Here is an 18218-nt window from a genome sequence, read left to right on the forward strand (position 1 = left end):
CAGACGTTGATTGTTACGCGAAGCGATTGGCCACGAAAAGGCACAAAGAGTCACAAAAAGTCTGTCGAATGGAGGGTCGGCTCTGCCATCGTGCTCTTGCGTCTTCTCGTGCCTTTTCGTGGCCCATCATAAAAACTCACATCACCCGCCGCACGGCGTCCTGCCAGCCAGCATACCGGCGGGCGGCCTCGTCGTCGGCGAGCTGCGGCTGGTAGGCCGTGGCGGTGAGCGGCAGCTCGCGCAGCGCGTCGAACGACTCGACCAGTCCCAGCCCCAGCAGCCCCGCCATCGCGGCGCCGCGGGCTGAGAAGTCGGCCGCGTCGGCGGCTTCGACCGTCAGCCGCGTGGCGTTGGCTACCATCTGCATCAATAAGCGATTGCGCGTGGCTCCGCCGTCGGCCCGGAGCACGGTGGACTCGGCGCCTTCGAACGGCGTCGCGTTGAACACATCGGCGACCTGGTAGGCGATCGACTCGAGCGCCGCGCGGCAGATGTGCTGCTTGGTTGTGTAGGCGGTCATGCCGACAATCGCAGCCCGGGCGTCGGGCTTCCAGTGCGGGGCGCTGAGCCCCGCGAAGGCCGGGATTAGGAAGACTCCACCGGAGTCGACGACCTCGGCGGCTAGTTGCTCGGACTCTTCCGCGGAGCTTATCAGCCCGAGCTGGTCGCGTAGCCAGGCGATGGTCGCCGCGGAGTAGTTGATCAGCCCCTCCCATGCGTATGTCGGCTTGCCTTGGTAGACCCACGCCAACGCGGCGACCGAGCCCCCGGGCGGCGTGGCGGAGCAGTCGCCGACGTTCCGCAGCACCGAGGTCCCAGTGCCGAAGGTCGCCTTCGACTCGCCGGGAGCGAAGCACCGCTGCGCGAACAGCGACGCCTGCGAGTCCCCCATCACGCCGCAGATCGGCGTCGGGCGAGGCAGGGCGCCGTCGAGTGTGGTCTGGCCGAACTCGGCGAAGCTCTCCCGCACCTCGGGCAGCGCGTCCATTGGCGTTTGGAACAGCTCGCAAAGCCGCGGGTCCCACCGCCGTTCGGTTAGGTGGAACAGCAGCGTGCGGCTGGCGTTGGTGTGGTCGGTGGCGAACACGGCGCCGCCGGTCAGCCGGTAGATGAGGTACGCGTCGATCGTGCCGAGGAGCGCCTCGCCGGCGGCGAGCTTGGCGGCGACCTCGGTATTGTTTCGCACGAGCCACAGCACCTTCGATGCCGAGAAGTACGAATCGAGCTTCAGTCCGGTCGCCTCCTGCACCCAATCGGCGTAGCCCTCGCGGCGGAGCTCCTCGCAGATCGAGTCGCTGCGGCGGCACTGCCAGACGATCGCCGGGCAGAGCGGTCGGCCGGTCGCGCGGTCGAAGACGACAAGCGTCTCGCGCTGGTTGGTGATCGACAACCCGATCGGCTGCTGGTCGGCGTTGCGGACGAGCACCGTCCGCGCGGCGGTCAGCACGTTCTGCCAGATCTCCTCGGCGTCGTGCTCGACCCAGCCCGGCTGCGGGTAGTGCTGCCTGTGATCGACCGACGCGGAGTCAACCACGCGGCACTGGTCGTCGAACAAGATCGCCTTGCTCGACGAGGTGCTCTGGTCGATGGCGAGCAGCACGCTCATCGCAGTGCCTCCTGCCGTGCGAGCAGCGATTGGGCCGCGGACGAAATCCCCTCTGCCGAAATACCGTAGTGGCGGAAGATGTCGGCCTGGCTGCCGGTCACGGTGTCCTCGTCGGGGACGCCGATGATCTTCAGCGGCGGCGCGCCGCCCAGCTCGACCATCACCTCGGCGACCGCGCCGCCCAGGCCGCCGTGCACCGAGTGCTCCTCGGCGGTCACGACCGCGCGGCAGTCGCGGGCCGCGTCCTCGACCGCCTGGCGGTCGAGCGGCCGCAGCGTGTGCATGCTCAGCACCCGGGCCTCGACGCCGGTGGCGGCGAGCGTCTGCGCGGCGAGTAGGCAGTGGATCACGGCCTCGCCAATGCCAACGAGCGCAACGTCGTCGCCTTGGCGGAGCAAGGTCGCGCGGCCCGGCTGGAACGGCTGGTCGCCGTGCGGCAGGTTGTACAGCTTGGCCTTGCCGAACCGCAGGTAGACCGGGTTGTCATGGCCGGCGGCGAAGCGGACCGCGGCGGCGGCCTCGTGGTTGTCGGCCGGCGCAATGATTGTCAGGTTGTGGATCGCCCGCAGGGCGGCGTAGTCGTGCAGCGAGTGGTGGGTGCTGCCGAGCGCGCCGTAGCTCACCCCGGCCGAGATGCCCACCACGGTAGCCGGCACATCGGAGTAGCAGATGTCGTTCTTGATCTGCTCGAGCGAGCGGGCGGTCAGGAAGCACGCCGGCGAGACCGCAAACGAACGCTGACCGGCCGCGGCCATGCCGGCGGCGATGCCAACCAGGTTCTGCTCGGCGATGCCGACTTCGACGATCTGGTTCGGCAGGCGGTCGCCGAACGGCTTGAGCTTGCCCGAGCCGCGGGAGTCGCTGGTCACGGCGAATATGCTCGGGTCGTCCTTGGCAAGCTCCTCAAGCGTTTCGGCGAACACTTCGAGGTTGGCGCGGCCCATGGTCAGGCCGAGCCTCTCGGCGTGGGCGACGGCCTCCGGAGAATACACGCTGGGGGCGGGGGCGCTCATGGGGCGGACTCCTCGAGCAGCCGCTCGGCGGCCTGCAGCTCGGCGATGGCGTCGTCGTACTGCTGCTGACTAGGGACGCCGTGGTGCCAGGAGATGACGTTCTCCATGAAGCTCACGCCGCGGCCCTTGGTCGTGTTGGCGATCACGCAGGTCGGCTTGCCGGGCTCCGCCGGATTAGACAGCGCATCGGTCAGCTGGGCGTAGTCGTGCCCGTCCACCGTGACGACCGCCCAGCCGAAGGCGGCGAACTTCTCGTCCAGCGGCTCGTTGCTGCAGACGTCGCGCGTCGGGCCGGTGATCTGCAGCGAGTTGTGGTCGATAATCGCCGTGAGGTTGTCGAGCCCGTAGTGGGCGGCGGACATGGCGGCCTCCCAGTTGGAACCCTCGGCCAGCTCGCCGTCGCCCATCAGGGTGAACACCCGGTAGTCGGCGCCGGTCCGCTTGCCCGCGATCGCCATGCCGTTGCAGATCGACAGGCCGTGGCCGAGCCCGCCGGTGTTCATCTCGATCCCCGGCGTCTTGCGGGTCGGGTGCCCGACGAACGGCGACTGGTAGTGGCAGAGGGTTTCCAGCTGCTGGATCGGGAAGAACCCGGCGTGGGCGAGCACCACGTAGAGTGCCTCGACCGAGTGCCCCTTGCTCTGCACGTAGCGGTCGCGCCCCGGGTCGCTGAACGTCTGCGGCGAGACCCGCAGCACGCGGTTGTACAGCACGTTGAGGATGTCCAGGCACGACAGGCTGCCGCCGGTGTGCCCGGCCCCGGCCGCCACGATGTACCGCAGCACGTCCTGCCGCATCCGCACGCTCAGGCGGAGGAGTTGGTCGTCGTTGAAGTTGGGTCGCTGGGTCATTTGCTCCGGGCTCGGTGTGGGGAGCCGTTAGCCACGAGAAGGCACAAAGAGCACAAAAAATAACGGTTTTGGGATGTGCTCTAGAGGATGGTTTTGCGCCAACCGGTTCTCTCCTCTTGTGTCTTCTCGTGCCTTCTTGTGGCAATTCCTCCTGTCGCCAGGAGGTGCTACACGTGCGTGTGGGTGTCGATGTTGAGGTAGGTCTCGAAGGCCTCGGCCAGCACGGCGGCCGAGTGCGACTGGGTCATCACCACGTGGTGCTCGAAGCCGTTCTTGCAGATGTAGTGCAGCAGCTCACGCAGCTTGGGGACGTGGGCCACGGCCCGGGTGCCGAACGTGTTGAGCACATCGTCGGTCAGCTCACCCTCGCCGACGTACGCACGGATGCGGCCTTCGGTGTCGGCGGTCGTGAGGCGGCCGAACGTGAGCGGCCCGGCCGGCGTGCGGCCCTCGAGCGCGCCGTAGGTGTTCTCCTCGCCGAGCGTGCTGCCGAGGATCGGTGCGGTCGCGATCTTGATGTCGGGCAGGAAGCTCTTGGCCCAGTTGCCGCAGTGGAACAGCGCACAGCGGTCCTCGTCGTCGCCGTAGTTGTTGTTCCAATCGACGATCGCCGCGGGCGAGTCGCACGCCAGCTGCATCGCGTACATCGTCAGCACGCCGGTGACGTCCACCTCGCACGCGCTCGGCATGAACTTCTCGCTCATCATGCTCATCAGCGTGCAGACGTTGCAGCCGAAGTTCTGCTGTACGCTGGTCCAGCACTGGATGGCGGTGGCGTCGATGGCGTTGTCGTCCATCCAGCGGCCGAGCACGACGCCGAGCCGCGCCATCTGCAGCATCCGGTCGTCCGGCGCGTTGGGGGCCGGGGCGTAGCTGTGCACCTCGTCGAGCTTGGCCGTGACCGCCGGGTCGTCGGCGGCCAGCTTGCCGGCCGTGGCCAGGAACTCCGACAGGTCAACCGTCGTGACGCTGACGCCGTAACGCTCGAGGATCTTCTCGCTGTAGCGGACCGTGTTGAACGCGCCGGGCCGCGCGCCGACGGCGCCCAGCCGCACCCCGCGGAAGCCGTTCGCCACCCGACAGACGCCGAGGAACTTCCGCAGGTCGGCCTCGAAGCTGTCCGAGCCCGGCGCCGTGACGTGCTTCTCGGTCAGCGTGAACGGGATGCCCGCCTGCACCAGGTTGTTGCAGACCGAGATCTTGCCGCAGAACGCGTCCCTCCGCCGCGAGACGCCCAGCTGGTTGAGGTCGTCTGGGTAGCCCTGGATCAGCACCGGCACGTCCAGGCCGGCCAGCTTGAGCGTGTCGGCCACGCCCTTTTCATCGCCAAAGTTCGGCAAGCAGACCAAGACGCCATCGATGTCGTCGCGGCGGCTGCGGAACAGCTCAGCACAACGCCGCGCGTCGGCGTGGGTCTCGATGCCGCCGAGCTTGGTCTCCTCCGGCGTGACCCACACCGGCTCGACGCCGAGCGAGTCGAACAGCGTGGCGAGGTCGGCCCGCGCCTCGGAGACCAGCTGGTCCGGGAAGAAGTCGCGGTTGCCGACAATCACCCCGAGGGTGGCTTTTTTCGTAGTCATGGATCTCATGCGATTAGCGATAGAAGACGCCGACGATCATTCGGCGAGTTGGACCCGCAGGGCGTACGCGGGCGAAGCCGCCGGCTCGGCGGGCAGCGACACCACCAGCCCCGACGCGTCCAGCCGCCATTCTAGCGTTTTGTCAGAGCCCAGCAGCCCGACGCCCGCGACTTTCGCGTCGGCCAGCGACTCGATCACCGCCCGGCCGTCCTCAGGCCAGGCCAGGCCGATCGCGTACACGACGCCCGGCTTGGCGGTGAAGCGGAAGTCGGCGGCGGTGAATCGGGCGGCGTCGCCGTCGGAGAACGCGCCGTCGCCGGCGGTGGTGGGGCCCTCCCCAAACTCGATCCACGGCCGCGTGCCGTAGATCGCTTCGCCGTTTACCGCCAGCCACGCGCCGATCTCGCGGAGCATTGCCTGCTCTTGGTCTGGGATCGTGCCGTCGGCCTTGGGGCCGATGTTGAGCAGCATCACGCCGTTCTTACTGACAATGTCGATCAGGTCGTGCACCAGCTGGCCGGAGGTCTTGTACTTGTGCCCCTCGATGTAGCCCCACGAGTTCTTCGAGACCGACGTGCAGGTCTGCCACAGCTCGGGCTCGATGCCCGCGAACTTGCCCCGCTCGACGTCCAGCACCCCTGTGCCGCGGGGGAACGAGTAGCCCTCCCACTCCTTGAAGTTGATGGCGGCGGGCTGGCCCCACTCGGCGGCGCGGTTGTAGTAGTACGCCGCGAACCGCTGCAGGTACGGCTGGAACACCGGCTGGCAGATCCACCAGTCGAAGTACATCACCTGCGGGCGGTGCTTGTCGACGATCTCGCACGAGCGGAGCAGCCAGTCGTCGAGGAACGCCTGGCTGGGGGGCTCGGCCTGGCTCTCGCTGACGCGTTTGTTGTGGGCCGGGCCGTAGAGCTTGGCGTTGGCCGGGGCCTGCACGTCGGAGTCGAGCAGCCGGCCTTGGCCGAAGAACCACCAGTTTTCTGCGCGGTGGCTCGACGCGCCGACGACGATGTCCTGGGCCCGCAGGGCGTCAGCCAGGTCGGCGATGACGTCCCGCCGCGGCCCGCGCTCCGACGCGTCCCATGTGGTGTAGTCGCTGGCGTACATCGGGAAGCCGTCGTGGTGCTCGGCGACCGGCACGACGTAGCGAACGCCGGCATCCTTGAATAGCTTCGCCCACGCGGCGGGGTCGAACCGCTCGGCCTTGAACCGCGGGATGAAGTCCTTATAGCCGAATTTGTTGAGCGGGCCGTAGGTCTTCAGGTGGTGCTCGTACTCGGGCGAACCCTTGGTGTACATGTTCCGCGGGTACCACTCGCTGCCGAACGCGGGCACGGAGTACGCTCCCCAGTGGATGAACACGCCGAGCTTGGCGTCGGCGTACCACTCGGGAGACTGGAACTCCTTGAGCGAAGCCCAGTTGGGCTGAAATGGGCCCTGGGCAGCGACCTTGTCGACCTCGGCGAGGCGGCGGTCGATCTCTTCCTGTGGCAGCTGCGGCGCGAAGTCCTGCCCAGCGCCGAGCCGCATCTCGCCGCCGACGCGTTTCAGGTAGTCGAGTTCCTGCTGCGTGACGCGGCAGATCGTGCCGTGCTTGTGCCCCTCCGGGAAGCTCGCCCGATCGGAGATGTCGCGGAAGGTCTCGAAGTCGGTGGTCGCCAGCACGCCGTACTTGTGGTCGCCGTAGGCGTCGAAGTAGATGCGGTAGTCGTCACCGAACTTGGCGACCGTTGGGCCCTCGGTGAACTTGCGGGTGATCGGCTCGCTGACGTCAGTCCAGGGGCCGAGCGGCGACTCACCCTGGGCGACCCGCAGACCGAGCACCGGCCGGGTGTTGTCCTTCAGCACCAAATGGTAGTCGTCGCCCAAGGGGACGATCACTGCGTCGATGACGCTGAAGCCGGGCTCGCAGAACAACTCGGTCGGCGTGAACTCCCGGAAGTCGCGGGTGGTGGTTGCGTACATCCGGTGGTTGTTCTGGTGCTCCTCAAGCCCGTCCGGGTAGCGGCCCGGGATCGTCGACGCCCAGGCGATAATGAACCGCTCGCCCGGCTCGTCGTAAAACACCTCCGGCGCCCAGACGTTGACGGTTGTCGGCTCGTGCTTCATGACCGGCACGAACTCTTGGGGCGACCAGTGCACCAGGTCACGCGAGCGGGCGTGGCCAAAGCCGTTGTCGCCCCGCCAGGCAGTGGTCCACACCAGGTGGAACCAGCCGTCCGGCCCGCGGACCAGGCTCGGGTCGCGCATCAGCTTGCCGCCCCCGGCGTGCGGGCGGAGGAAGGCGCCGGGGATCCGCTCCCACTGGAGGCCGTCGTGGCTCCAGAGCAGCCGCAGACCGGCGTCGGCCGGCTCTTCAAATGAGGTGAAGAGGTAGACCGAGCGGGCGCCGCTTTCCTCGTCGCCGTGGGCGCTGCTCGGCCAGCCAGCCGAGCAGCACAACGCGACCGCCGCAATTGCGAAGCAGGATACTTTCGTTGGAAAGGCGTTGACCATGGAACTGCTGAAGCGTCAATCCGTGGTTACGCCCACGCACGATGGGAGCCTGCCTAGTTGTCCGATGAGAACCGCTCGCGGCCGGTGTCACCACCGTTGCGGCGTCCGACCGCGTTCCATACCTCGGCGTTAACATCCAGGTTGATCGAGTGCACCGAGCCGTCGCAGTACACCATGTTCACCGCCGCGTGGGGAGACCCGAACCTTTCGGCGAACGTTTCGCGGGCGTTGCCGTCGGGCTTGTCTCGCTGAGGGAGCTTGCCCTGGTCCTCGAAGGTTTCGTCGTTCTGTTGCGAGCCGGTCCAGCGGACGGTGTCCCAGTCGAAGCCCTCGTACATCGAGTTGTTGTCGCCGTCGTGGCGGCCGTCGATGTACATGTCGCTGCTCAGGTACTTCTCGCCCGCGAGAGCGGTTTTCGACGCGCCGTCGGTCACCTGCCGCAGCTTGGCGCCGCGGCGGTAGCCCACGATGCCGTCCCACCGCTTGTAGTAGTCGGAGCCCGGCGGCCAGGTCCAGCCGTCGCCGAGCGCCTGACAAGTCGGGTAGGCGTTGTAGCAACGCGCGTCGGGTCCCTGCCCAAGCTTCAGCTTGTCGCCGCCGCCGTTGGCGGCATAGTCGCTCTTGGCGTAGAAAGCCGGCGCGCTCGCGTTCCAGGGCGGCTGAATCGGATTTCCCGAGCTGTCAAGCGAGGGGAACGGCTCAACGCTGCGACGCGACGGGCAGATGAAGGTTCCGACCGCGTGCTCCATCTGCTGGGCGATCGCGAGCTTCTTGGGGGTGTCCTTGCCGGTGATGCCGCCCGAGATGCCCTGTCCGATCTGAGCAACCGCGGCCTCTTCGATGTAGGCAGCGATGCCGAAGATCCAGCCGCCGGGCTGCTTCTCGCCGACGCCCCAGTCGGGGTCGCCGACCCACTTGAAGCCCCAGCCGCCCGATGGGAACTCGCGGTGGGTGCTCTCGTAGTTGATCGCCGCCAGGCCGATCTGCTTGAGGTTGTTCTTGCACGTGTTGCGACGCGCCGCCTCGCGCGCGGCCTGGACAGCGGGCAGCAAGAGCGCGATCAGCACGCCGATGATCGCGATGACCACGAGCAGTTCGACCAGGGTGAACGCCCTTAACCGACCGGTAGAACGAGCACGCTTAGATACAGACATTTGAATAGGTTCCTGAATAGATGCCGTGTCGCACAGCCGCCTCTGCTGTCCGCCCTAACGCGACCCCGTTAATTTAGTGCTTGGGGTTCGCGTTTCTGAAATCTTGCCGCCTTTTATCCAGACAGCACGAGAGAAGTTGTTGGGTGGGGGGCGTTGTTTGCAGCCTGCCGACCCGATGGTCTGGTGCGCCGCAACAAGCCACCCCCGGGGTTACTCTGCCATCGCTGAGACTCCTGCCCGCGCGTGGCGTTCGCGATACTCGGTAGGGGTGAGCCCCTCCTCGCTGAGGAAGAGCAGCCGCATCCGCTCGCGGCTTGGGAACCCCGCCAGGTACGAGACCGTCTTCACCAGGAAGTCGGTCTCGGTCAGCATCCGCTTGGCGCGGGACAGCCGGCACGCATTGATCTCATCGAGCACCGACCGGCCCAGCACCTGCGCGAACCGCCGGTCGAGCGTCCGCCGGGTGACCGGCAGCCGCCGCGCGACGTCGTTGACGCTCAGCGGCCGCTTGTGTGGGCAGCTCCAGATGACCTCCCGGGCCTGCTCGACGATGGCGTCCTGTTCGGACGCGGCGGCGGGGCGGCGGGTTGAGGCCTCGGGGGGGGGCTCGTGCGATGAAACGCCCAACGCCTCGCCGATCAGCCGCACCGCGGCGTGCTGCAGGTCACGTCCGCTGCCACGCGGGGCGGAGCGGCCCAGCTCGAGCACTCGGTCAAAGTGGCGCGTCAGCGCCGCTGTGCTGCCGGGTGTGACGATCGGGTTGCTGGCCGAGGCCGCGCCTGCCGCGAACAGCCGATCGACCGTGCGCCCGTTGAACGAGATCCAGTTCTCCTGCCAGCCCACGGCCCGGTCCGGCCGGTAGCGGTGCCAGACGCCGGGGAACAGGAACAGGAGGGCCTGGCCGTGGATCCGGATGAGCCCGGTCTCGCGGCTCTCGAACTCGCCGCGGGCGTCGGTCAGCAGGACGATCTGGTGCTCCGGCAGGATCCGGCCCGACCGCCAGTCGAAGTGGTAGATGCTAGGGTGTTCCGCCTGCGGGTAGGCGTCGCCCGGCCGCACGACCGAAGCGCCCACGCCGGTGACGTAGAGGGCCTCGGCCTCGCTCGCCTTCTCTACCGGCAGGTAGCGGAAGAACGGCTCCTGCTGCCGTCGACCGGCTCCGCCAACGCGCTGCGCGGAGCGGACGAAGCCGCCGAACGACGGGTCGTTCTCGCCCTGCGGGATGCAGGCGCCTGCACTGTTCTCGGTGAGTTCCGAAAGCGAGTAGGAGGTGATCATGGTAGTTGCTCTGAGATAAGGGTCTTGGTCGTAGCGGGGGCGGTCTGGTGAGGAAGCCGGACAGCTAGGCGAGGTCGCGTCGGACAAACATCGGCAGGTTGATCGAACCAAGGCTTACCGCCGACGGGCTGGGCGCGGCCTTGAGCGACTCGTCGCGGGAGGTCCGGATGTGGTGGACCAGTCGGAGCTGCGCCTGCTCCGGGTCGCGGTCGGCCATCGCCGCCAGGATCGAGCGGTGCGCCGTGTTGGCCTCGATCACGCGCGAGACCGGGTGGGCGCCGCGTTGCGCCGTGAACATCAGCGACACCGCCCGGGTCTGCTCGAGGACCTGGATCAGTCGCTGGTTGCCGGCGTTGGCGATAATCAGCATGTGGAAGGCCATGTCGGCGGCCAGGAACCGACGCAGCCCCTCCCGGTCGAGCGCCGCGGCCCCGTCGTCCTCGATGCGTCGGACCTCCGCGTCGATCGCCTCGCAGAGGCTTTCGAGCTCGTCGAGGCCCTCGCAGGTGATCCGCTCGGTCGCCTTGGCTACCGCTAGGCACTCGAGCGCCTCGCGGATCTCGAACAGTTCTTCCAGCTCTTCGGCCGGGATCTGCCGCACCACTGTGCCGTACCGTGGAACCTGCACCACCAGCCCTTCATTGGCCAGCTGACGCAGCGCCTCGCCGACCGGGGTTCGGCTCAGGCCATACTCCTTGGCGAGGTTCGCCTCGGACATGACTTCACCGGGCGATAGTTCGCCGGTAGTGATCTTGTCGCGGATGTTCGCGTAGACGTGCTGCGAGTGCCGCGAGTGCCTGTGCATGGCGCCGCCTGAACCAGAGACTTCGAAAAGGAAATGCGAAAAGGTGTCAACCCCTAAGGGGTGACGGCGTCTGGAAAGCCTCTGGAATCCCAGTGGCGTTTCAAAGAACGCAAGTAGCACGCTACTCGAACACAAGTAGCACACCACTCAATTTGCCGATGACCGGACGCTCAGTCAACAAAACCGGGGGGGCTGCGGTTGCAATCCTGCTTCGCACTCACGCATTTGCATCCGTGGGCCCTGCTGGTGCGTGGAATGCACTGCTCGTGCCCGACCGAAATGCGGTGGTCCGCTTCGCTGATGGCCCTCGAGTACCACGGATCCCAGGCTGGTAGGCCGAGGGCAGGTAGGCGTTTTCCGCGGCGCTGGGCAGCGGGGGCCCATCGATCGTAGCGCTTGATATTTGTCTCGATTGCAGTGCGGGTTGATACACGCCGGCCCTGGCCGCGCCGTTATGCTGAAGGGACGCCATTCGGCGGCTTGCGCCAGCGGAAGAGAACCCACCGACCAACGGAGTGCGTTGCGATGATTCCTTACTCAACCACTCCGAAACGCATGCGCGCTGCCGGTCCGACGCTAGGCCGCGCTGCCGGCTGGTTGGTACTGCTGGCCGCGGCGACGGTCGGGGCCGATCCGCAGTCGGAGGGCCCCATCGTGTCCGAAGGTTTTATCTACCAGACCGCGCCGTACCCGTCGTGCCACGCATCGACCCTCGTTGAGACCGGCGACGGGCTGCTGGCTGCCTGGTTTGGTGGCACGCACGAACGCCACACCGATGTCGAGATCTGGACTGCCCGCCGCGTCGACGGCGCGTGGGACCAGCCGACCATGGTCGCCGATGGCGTGTCGGCCGACGGCGTGCGTTACCCTACCTGGAACCCGGTGCTGTTCCAGCCCGAGGGGGGCCCGCTCCTGCTGTTCTACAAGGTGGGGCCTACGCCGCAGGATTGGTGGGGCATGCTCAAGACCTCCGACGACAACGGCCACAGCTGGTCCGACGCGCGGCGGCTGCCCGACGGCATCCTTGGCCCAATCAAGAACAAGCCGGCGCAGCTGGTCAGCGGCAGCCTCCTGCTCCCCACGAGCACCGAGGATCAGGGCTGGCGGCTGCACTTCGAGTTCACCGACCCACAAGCTAACGAGTTCACCCGCACCGACCCGATCCCCGCGGTCGACGGGCTACGGGCGATCCAGCCGAGCGTGCTGCAGCACCGCGACGGGCGGCTGCAGGCGATTGGTCGGACCCGCCGCAGCGGCGTCTTCCAAACGTGGTCATCCGACCAGGGCAAGACCTGGTCGGAGGTCTCGCCGTTGGGGCTGCCAAACCCGAGCTCTGGAACCGACGCCCTGACCATGGCCGACGGCCGGCACGTGCTGGTCTACAACCACAGCAGCGAGGGGCGCAGCCCGCTGAACGTGGCGCTCTCGGACGACGGCGTGCATTGGCAGGGGGCGCTGGTGCTCGAGGACGACCCAACCGCCAAGGCGGGCTTTGCCTACCCGGCGGTGATCCAGACTTCCGACGGCCTGGTGCACATCACCTACACCTGGAAGCGCGAACGCATCAAGCACGTGGTGCTCGACCCCAGCCGGTTGGACGCCGAGCCGATGGTCGACAACCAGTGGCCTGCCGCGGTTTCGCTCCTCGGCCGCGGCTAATCGGTCCGGGCCTGCTTGCTCCTCACCCCCTTCTCATCGTGGTTCTACTGAGGCGACTATCAATGGCGCGCGTCGCAGAAAGTCGTGGCTTTACGCTGGTTGAACTGCTTGTTGTAATCGCGATCATTGGCGTGCTGATCGCGTTGCTGCTGCCGGCGGTGCAGTCGGCCCGCGAGTCGGCGCGGCGGATCGAGTGCAAGAACCACCTGAAGCAGATTTCCCTTGCCGCGCTCAACCATGAGAGCACGCACCGCCATCTTCCCACGGGGGGGTGGGGCTACCGATGGGTCGGCGACGCCGGGTCCGGGTACGGGGCGAAGCAGCCGGGCGGCTGGGCGTACAACATTCTTGAGTACATGGAGCTGGCCGAGCGTCGCGAACTAGGAGGGGCGATCGTTGAACGGTTGGTGGCCCGGGAGGCGATCCCGGAGTCCGATCAGAACGAAATGCTGGCGCTAGTATCCTCGCCGGTGGCGGGGTTCCTGTGCCCCTCGCGGCGGAGCGTCAAGGCCTACCCGCTGATTGACCCCAGCCTGCCGTACCTCGCCTACAACGCCCAGGCCTGTCGCGCCGCGCGCCCTGGGAAGGAGGGCTGTTTTGTAGCGCGGGGCGACTACCGAGCCAACGCGGGCTCCATCAACCGTGGTGAAGAGGAGGGGCCCACCCCCAACTACGTGAACTACCACCGCTGGTGGGCCGATCCCACTACCCAGACCGGCGTGGTGTTCCAGCGCAGCGCCGTCAAGCTCGGGCAGATTACCGACGGGACCTCTCACACTTTCCTGGTGGGTGAGAAGGCCCTCAACGAGGCCGACTACGAGTCCGGCACGCACTCCTCGGACGACCAGTGTGTCTACTCTGGCCACGACCAGGATAATATCGGTTACACCTCCAACGGCGCCGAGCGCATGCCGCCGCTGCGGGACAACCTCGCCTCTGGGACTGCCACCCGCTGGCGTTTCGGCGGCCCCCACCCCGCTGTGATGAACGTCGCGATGGTCGACGGCTCGGTCGACTCCCTGCCGTTCGACATCGACGTCGACCTGTTCGCCGCAATGGGGGGCCGCGCCGACGAAGGCGAGCCCCCAACCTACTGACCGTACTCGATGACCGCCACCAGCTTCACCAAGTTGCTTCGACTGCTAACGCTCGCAATGTTATGGGCCGCCACGCCGGCCGGCGCGGCGCACGCGGGCGGGGCGGCCATCGACTTCAACCGCGACGTCCGCCCGGTGCTGTCCGACGCCTGCTTCCACTGCCACGGGCGGGACGCCGAGCACCGCGAGGCCGACCTGCGGCTCGACGCCTGGCAGGACGAAGAGTCGTCCGCCGCTTCGGACGTGATCACGCCCGGCGACCCGTCCGCCAGCGAGCTGATCGAGCGGCTCGTGACTGACGACCCCGACCTGCGGATGCCGCCGCCCGACTCGGGCAAGACCATCACGCCAGAGCAGATTGAGGTCCTCAAGCAGTGGGTCGCCGGCGGCGCACAGTACAAGCGGCACTGGGCGTTCGAGGCCCCGGTGCGTCCGGAACTCCCGGAGACAAAGCACGCCGAGTGGGCCCGCAACCCGATCGATCATTTTGTTGCAGCGCGGCTCGAGCAGGAGGGGCTCGCTCCCTCACCGGCGGCAGACGGCCCAACCCTGCTGCGGCGGCTCTGCTTGGACCTGACCGGCCTGCCGCCAACGCTCCGCCAGCTTGCCTGGGCCGACCGGCTACCGGAAGAAGACGCGTACAACGCCGTGGTGGACGAGCTGGTCGGCTCTCCCCACTACGGCGAGCACTGGGCCCGCTGGTGGCTCGACGCCGCCAGCTACGCCGACTCGAACGGCTACGAGAAGGACCGCAACCGCGAGGTCTGGATGTACCGCGACTGGGTCGTGGCGGCGTTCAACGACAACCTGCCGTACGACCGGTTCGTCAAGATGCAAGTCGCCGGCGACCTGACGGAGGGGACCGCCGAGGCCCGGCTGGCGCCGACCGGGTTCCTGCGGAACACGATGGTCAACGAAGAGGGGGGCATCGACCCGCAGCAGTTCCGCATGGAGCAGCTGTTCGCGCGGATAGACATCCTCGGTAAGTCGGTGCTCGGCCTGACGATGCAGTGCGCCCAGTGCCACACCCACAAATACGACCCGATCAGCCACACCGAGTACTACCAGATGCTGGCGTTGATCAACGACGCCTACGAGTCGTCGGTCACCCTCTACCCGCCAGAGCAGAAGCAGCAGCGCGACGCCGTGCTCGCCCGCATTAGCGAGCTCGAGCGCAGGCTGCAGGCCGACCACCCTGAATGGCGCGAGGACCTGCAGGCCTGGGCCGCGGAGCACCAACGCCTTGGCCCGCCCAACGAGTGGAGCGTCATCCGCCCCGAGCTCGACGGCAGCGGCGGCCAGAAGCTGCGGCTGCTGCCCAATGGCGCCGTGCTGGCCGAGGGGTACGCTCCGGCGCAGCTCACTACAGACCTTTCGACCGAAGTAAAGGCGGGTCGCATTTCCGCCGTCCGGCTCGAGCTGCTCACCCACCCGACGCTGCCGCGGCAGGGGCCCGGCCGATCGGAGTTTGGGCTGTGCGCGCTGACCGACTTTGAGCTCCGCGTCGAAGACCCGACCGCCGATGGGGGCCTCCGCCGCCTAGCGATCGACCGTGCGTACGCCGATGTCGAGCCGCGGGTGTCGGAGCTCGCCGCCAAGTTCGACGACGGCTCGGGCAAGCGACGCGTCACCGGACCGATCGGGATGGCGATCGACGGCGACAAGAATACCGCCTGGGGGATCGACATCGGCCCCGGTCGCAGCAACCAGCCGAGGACCGCGGTGTTCGTGCTGAAGGAGCCGCTCATCTGCGACGGCCCCACACGGCTGTCGATCAAGCTGGTGCAGGTGCACGGTCAGACCTACCACAAGGATCTGCACACCAACAACCTCGGCTGTTACCGGTTATCGGTCACAGGCGACCCCGATCCGACGATCGACCCGCTCTCCGCTAGGGTGCGCCGGCTCATCGAAAAGTCCGCCGACCAATGGAGTGACGCCGAACGCAACGACCTGCTCAGCAGCTACCGCGCGACCCGCGACGACTGGGCCGACGTCAACGAAGAGATCGAGGCCGCCTGGGCCGACCACCCGCAGGGCGTGGCGCAGCTGGTGCTCGAGCGGCGGGAGGTCCCGCGGGTTACGCACCGGCTCGAGCGGGGCGAGTACACCAAGCCCGCCGAGGAGGTGCATCCGGGCGTCCCGGCTTTCCTGCACCCGCTCGCTTCCGAGGCGCCCAACCGGCTGGCGCTGGCCGAGTGGCTGGTTGACCGCCGCTCGCCGACGACGGCCCGCACGGTGGTCAATCGGGTGTGGCAGTCGGTGTTCGGCGTAGGGCTTGTTGAAACGCCCGGCGACTTCGGCCTGCAGGGCGCGGCGCCGAGCCACCCGGAGCTGCTCGACTGGCTGGCGGTCGAGCTGATGGACAGTGACTGGGACCTGCAGCACATCGTGCGGCTGATTGTCGACTCGGCGACCTACCGGCAGTCGAGTCGTGTGACGCGGCCGCTGATCGAGCAGGACCCGCACAACCGCCTGCTCGCCCGCGGGGCCCGCTACCGCGTCAACGCCGAGGCGGTCCGCGACATCGCCCTAGCCGCCAGCGGCCTGCTGAACCGCAAGACCGGCGGCCCGGGCGTCTGCCCGCCGGCGCCGGAGTACCTGTTCCACCAGCCCGCCAGCTACACCGAGAAGTGGTGGGACTTCGAACCCGGCGACAGCCAGTACCGCCGGGCGTTGTACACGTTCCGCTACCGCACGCTGCTGTACCCGGTGTACCAGAACTTCGACGCCCCGACCGGCGAGACCGCCTGCGTCCGCCGCGACCGGTCGAACACCCCGCTCCAGGCGCTGACGCTGCTCAACGAGCCGCTGTTCTTCGAGTGCGCGCAGACGCTGGCCGAGCGGCTGCTGGAGCGTTCCGGCGACGACTCCGAGCGGATCGAGCGGCTGTACGCCCGCTGCCTGGGCCGTCGCCCGGCGGACGCCGAGGTCGGCGCGTTGCTCGACTTCGCCGCGAAGCAGGCCGCCCGCTATCAATCGAAAGAGCTGGCGCCGCGTACCGAGATCGTCGCCGCGGCCGAGGCCAGCCCCCGGTACACCGCCCGCGAGCTGGCGGTCTGGACCGCCGTGTCGCGGGTCGTGCTGAACCTGGACGAGACCATCTCACGCGAGTGACCCGATGAACTGCCAAAGCCACCTGCACCAACAATCCGACCCCCGCCTGCTCGCCCGCCGCTGGTTCCTGCAGCAGTGCGGCGTGGGCCTCGGCTCGATCGCGCTCGCGCAGGCAGCGGGCGAATCGCGGGCCGCGTCGTCAACGGCCGTGCACCACCACACGCCGCGGGCGAAGAACGTCATCTTCTTGTTTATGGCGGGCGGCCCTAGCCAGGTGGAGTTGTTCGACTACAAGCCTGACCTCCAGAAGTTCGACGGCACGACCGTGCCCAAGCACCTGATCGAGGGCTACCGCGCGGCGTTCATCAACCCGTCGTCGAAGCTGATGGGCGCCAAGTTCGGCTTCAAACGCTATGGGCAAAGCGGCACGCAGATGTCGGAGCTGCTGCCGCACCTGGGTGACGTGGTCGACGACATCACGCTGGTCAAGTCGCTGCACACCGACGCCTTCAACCACGCCCCGGCCCAGCTGCTGATGAGCACCGGCTCGCAGCAGTTCGGCAAGGCGAGCCTCGGCGCGTGGACGCTGTACGGGCTGGGGAGCGAGTCGCAGAACCTGCCGGGCTTTGTCGTGTTCAGCACCGGCAAGAAGGGGCCCAGCGGCGGCGCGGCCAACTGGGGCAGCGGATTCTTGCCGACCACCAACCAGGGCGTGCCGTTCCGAACCAGCGGCGACCCGGTGCTGTACCTCTCGAACCCCGACGGCGTCGATCGACGCCAGCAGCGGGAAACGGTCGACGCGGTCAATCAGCTGAACGCGGCGCACCTGGCCGCGGCGGGCGACCCCGAGATTGCCACCCGGATCAACAGCTACGAGATGGCGTACCGCATGCAGGCCACCGCGCCCGAGGCGATGGACCTCGCCAGCGAGCCGCAGCACATCCTCGAAATGTACGGCGCCGAGCCGGGCAAGCAGTCGTTCGGCGCGACCTGCCTGCTCGCGCGGCGGCTGGTCGAGCGCGGCGTCCGTTTCGTGGAGATCTTCCACGAGGCGTGGGACCAGCACGGCAACCTCAAGATCGACCTTGGCCTCAACTGCCAGCGGACCGACCGTGGCGCCGCGGCGCTGGTGAAGGACCTCAAGCAGCGTGGGCTGCTCGACGACACGCTGGTCGTGTGGGGCGGCGAGTTCGGCCGCACGCCGATGGTCGAGGGGGGCGGCTTCGACGGGCGCGACCACCACCCCAACGCGTTCACCATGTGGCTGGCGGGCGGCGGCGTGAAGGCGGGCCACGTGCACGGCGGCACCGACGAGCTCGGCTTCAACGCGGTCGAGAACCCGGTGCACATCCGCGACCTGCACGCCACGATCCTCCACACGCTCGGCCTGGACCACGAGCGGTTGTCGTTCAAGTCGCAGGGCCTTGACCAGAAGCTGACCGGCGTCGAGCCGGCGCGGGTCGTCACCGAGTTGCTGGCGTGAGCGGTTGGGCGACCCGGCGAAACTGTGAGGGCTGCGCGAGCTTGCCGCCGGGCGTTCGGTTGGGATTCCACGGGATGTCAGCCTGGCCTTTTTTCGGCAGTCGACGGTGAAATCGCTTCTGCCGATGGGGTATACTGGC

At 67.7% G+C, this 18218-nt stretch carries 12 protein-coding genes; 4 read left to right on the forward strand and 8 right to left on the reverse strand.

The genetic code is table 11. The features are described from left to right. Positions 1-136: 136 nt before the first annotated feature. From Pla123a_RS04010 to Pla123a_RS04045, 8 genes are all read right to left on the reverse strand, one after another. Positions 137-1606, reverse strand: coding sequence for an FGGY family carbohydrate kinase (locus Pla123a_RS04010; RefSeq protein WP_146584221.1), 1470 nt, complete (start codon positions 1604-1606; stop codon positions 137-139). Further along, positions 1603-2619, reverse strand: a complete 1017-nt coding sequence (locus tag Pla123a_RS04015) for a transketolase family protein (protein WP_146584222.1) — start codon at positions 2617-2619, stop codon at positions 1603-1605. Before Pla123a_RS04015 ends, Pla123a_RS04010 begins: the two co-directional genes overlap by 4 nt. Beyond that, positions 2616-3470 carry a transketolase gene (locus Pla123a_RS04020; RefSeq protein WP_146584223.1) on the reverse strand — a complete coding sequence of 285 codons (855 nt, stop codon included), beginning with the start codon at positions 3468-3470 and terminating at the stop codon, positions 2616-2618. Before Pla123a_RS04020 ends, Pla123a_RS04015 begins: the two co-directional genes overlap by 4 nt. A 167-nt stretch (positions 3471-3637) precedes the next feature. Next, positions 3638-5050, reverse strand: a complete 1413-nt coding sequence (locus tag Pla123a_RS04025) for an L-fucose/L-arabinose isomerase family protein (protein ID WP_146584224.1) — start codon at positions 5048-5050, stop codon at positions 3638-3640. Positions 5051-5086: 36 nt separating this feature from the next. Further along, positions 5087-7546, reverse strand: coding sequence for an alpha-L-fucosidase (locus tag Pla123a_RS24460; RefSeq protein WP_197527655.1), 2460 nt, complete (start codon positions 7544-7546; stop codon positions 5087-5089). A gap of 53 nt (positions 7547-7599) precedes the next feature. Next, the gene (locus tag Pla123a_RS04035; protein WP_146584225.1) at positions 7600-8700 is read right to left on the reverse strand and encodes a DUF1559 family PulG-like putative transporter; all 1101 of its coding nucleotides are present in this window, start codon (positions 8698-8700) and stop codon (positions 7600-7602) included. Between the two features lie 210 nt (positions 8701-8910). Then, a complete protein-coding gene (locus Pla123a_RS04040) occupies positions 8911-9978 on the reverse strand; it encodes an AraC family transcriptional regulator (RefSeq protein WP_146584226.1) in 1068 nt (355 codons plus the stop codon). 64 nt (positions 9979-10042) lie between these two features. Continuing rightward, positions 10043-10783 (reverse strand): GntR family transcriptional regulator, encoded by a 741-nt coding sequence (locus Pla123a_RS04045; protein ID WP_146584227.1) that lies wholly within the window; start codon positions 10781-10783, stop codon positions 10043-10045. Positions 10784-11338: 555 nt separating this feature from the next. Between Pla123a_RS04045 and Pla123a_RS04050 the strand changes: the two genes are divergently transcribed. The 4 genes from Pla123a_RS04050 to Pla123a_RS04065 all read left to right on the forward strand — a co-directional run bounded on the left by Pla123a_RS04050 (position 11339) and on the right by Pla123a_RS04065 (position 18079). Continuing rightward, a complete protein-coding gene (locus Pla123a_RS04050; RefSeq protein ID WP_146584228.1) occupies positions 11339-12442 on the forward strand; it encodes a sialidase family protein in 1104 nt (367 codons plus the stop codon). Positions 12443-12504: 62 nt separating this feature from the next. Then, positions 12505-13539: a DUF1559 family PulG-like putative transporter gene (locus tag Pla123a_RS04055; RefSeq protein ID WP_146584282.1), complete on the forward strand. Its 1035-nt coding sequence runs from the start codon at positions 12505-12507 to the stop codon at positions 13537-13539. A 9-nt stretch (positions 13540-13548) separates the two neighbouring features. After that, entirely contained in the window at positions 13549-16656 is a 3108-nt protein-coding gene (locus Pla123a_RS04060) for a PSD1 and planctomycete cytochrome C domain-containing protein (protein WP_146584229.1), read from the forward strand. A gap of 4 nt (positions 16657-16660) precedes the next feature. Further along, positions 16661-18079 carry a DUF1501 domain-containing protein gene (locus Pla123a_RS04065; protein ID WP_146584230.1) on the forward strand — a complete coding sequence of 473 codons (1419 nt, stop codon included), beginning with the start codon at positions 16661-16663 and terminating at the stop codon, positions 18077-18079. Positions 18080-18218: the final 139 nt, after the last annotated feature.

Origin of the sequence: Posidoniimonas polymericola (assembly GCF_007859935.1) — a bacterium.
Taxonomy (GTDB): domain Bacteria; phylum Planctomycetota; class Planctomycetia; order Pirellulales; family Lacipirellulaceae; genus Posidoniimonas; species Posidoniimonas polymericola.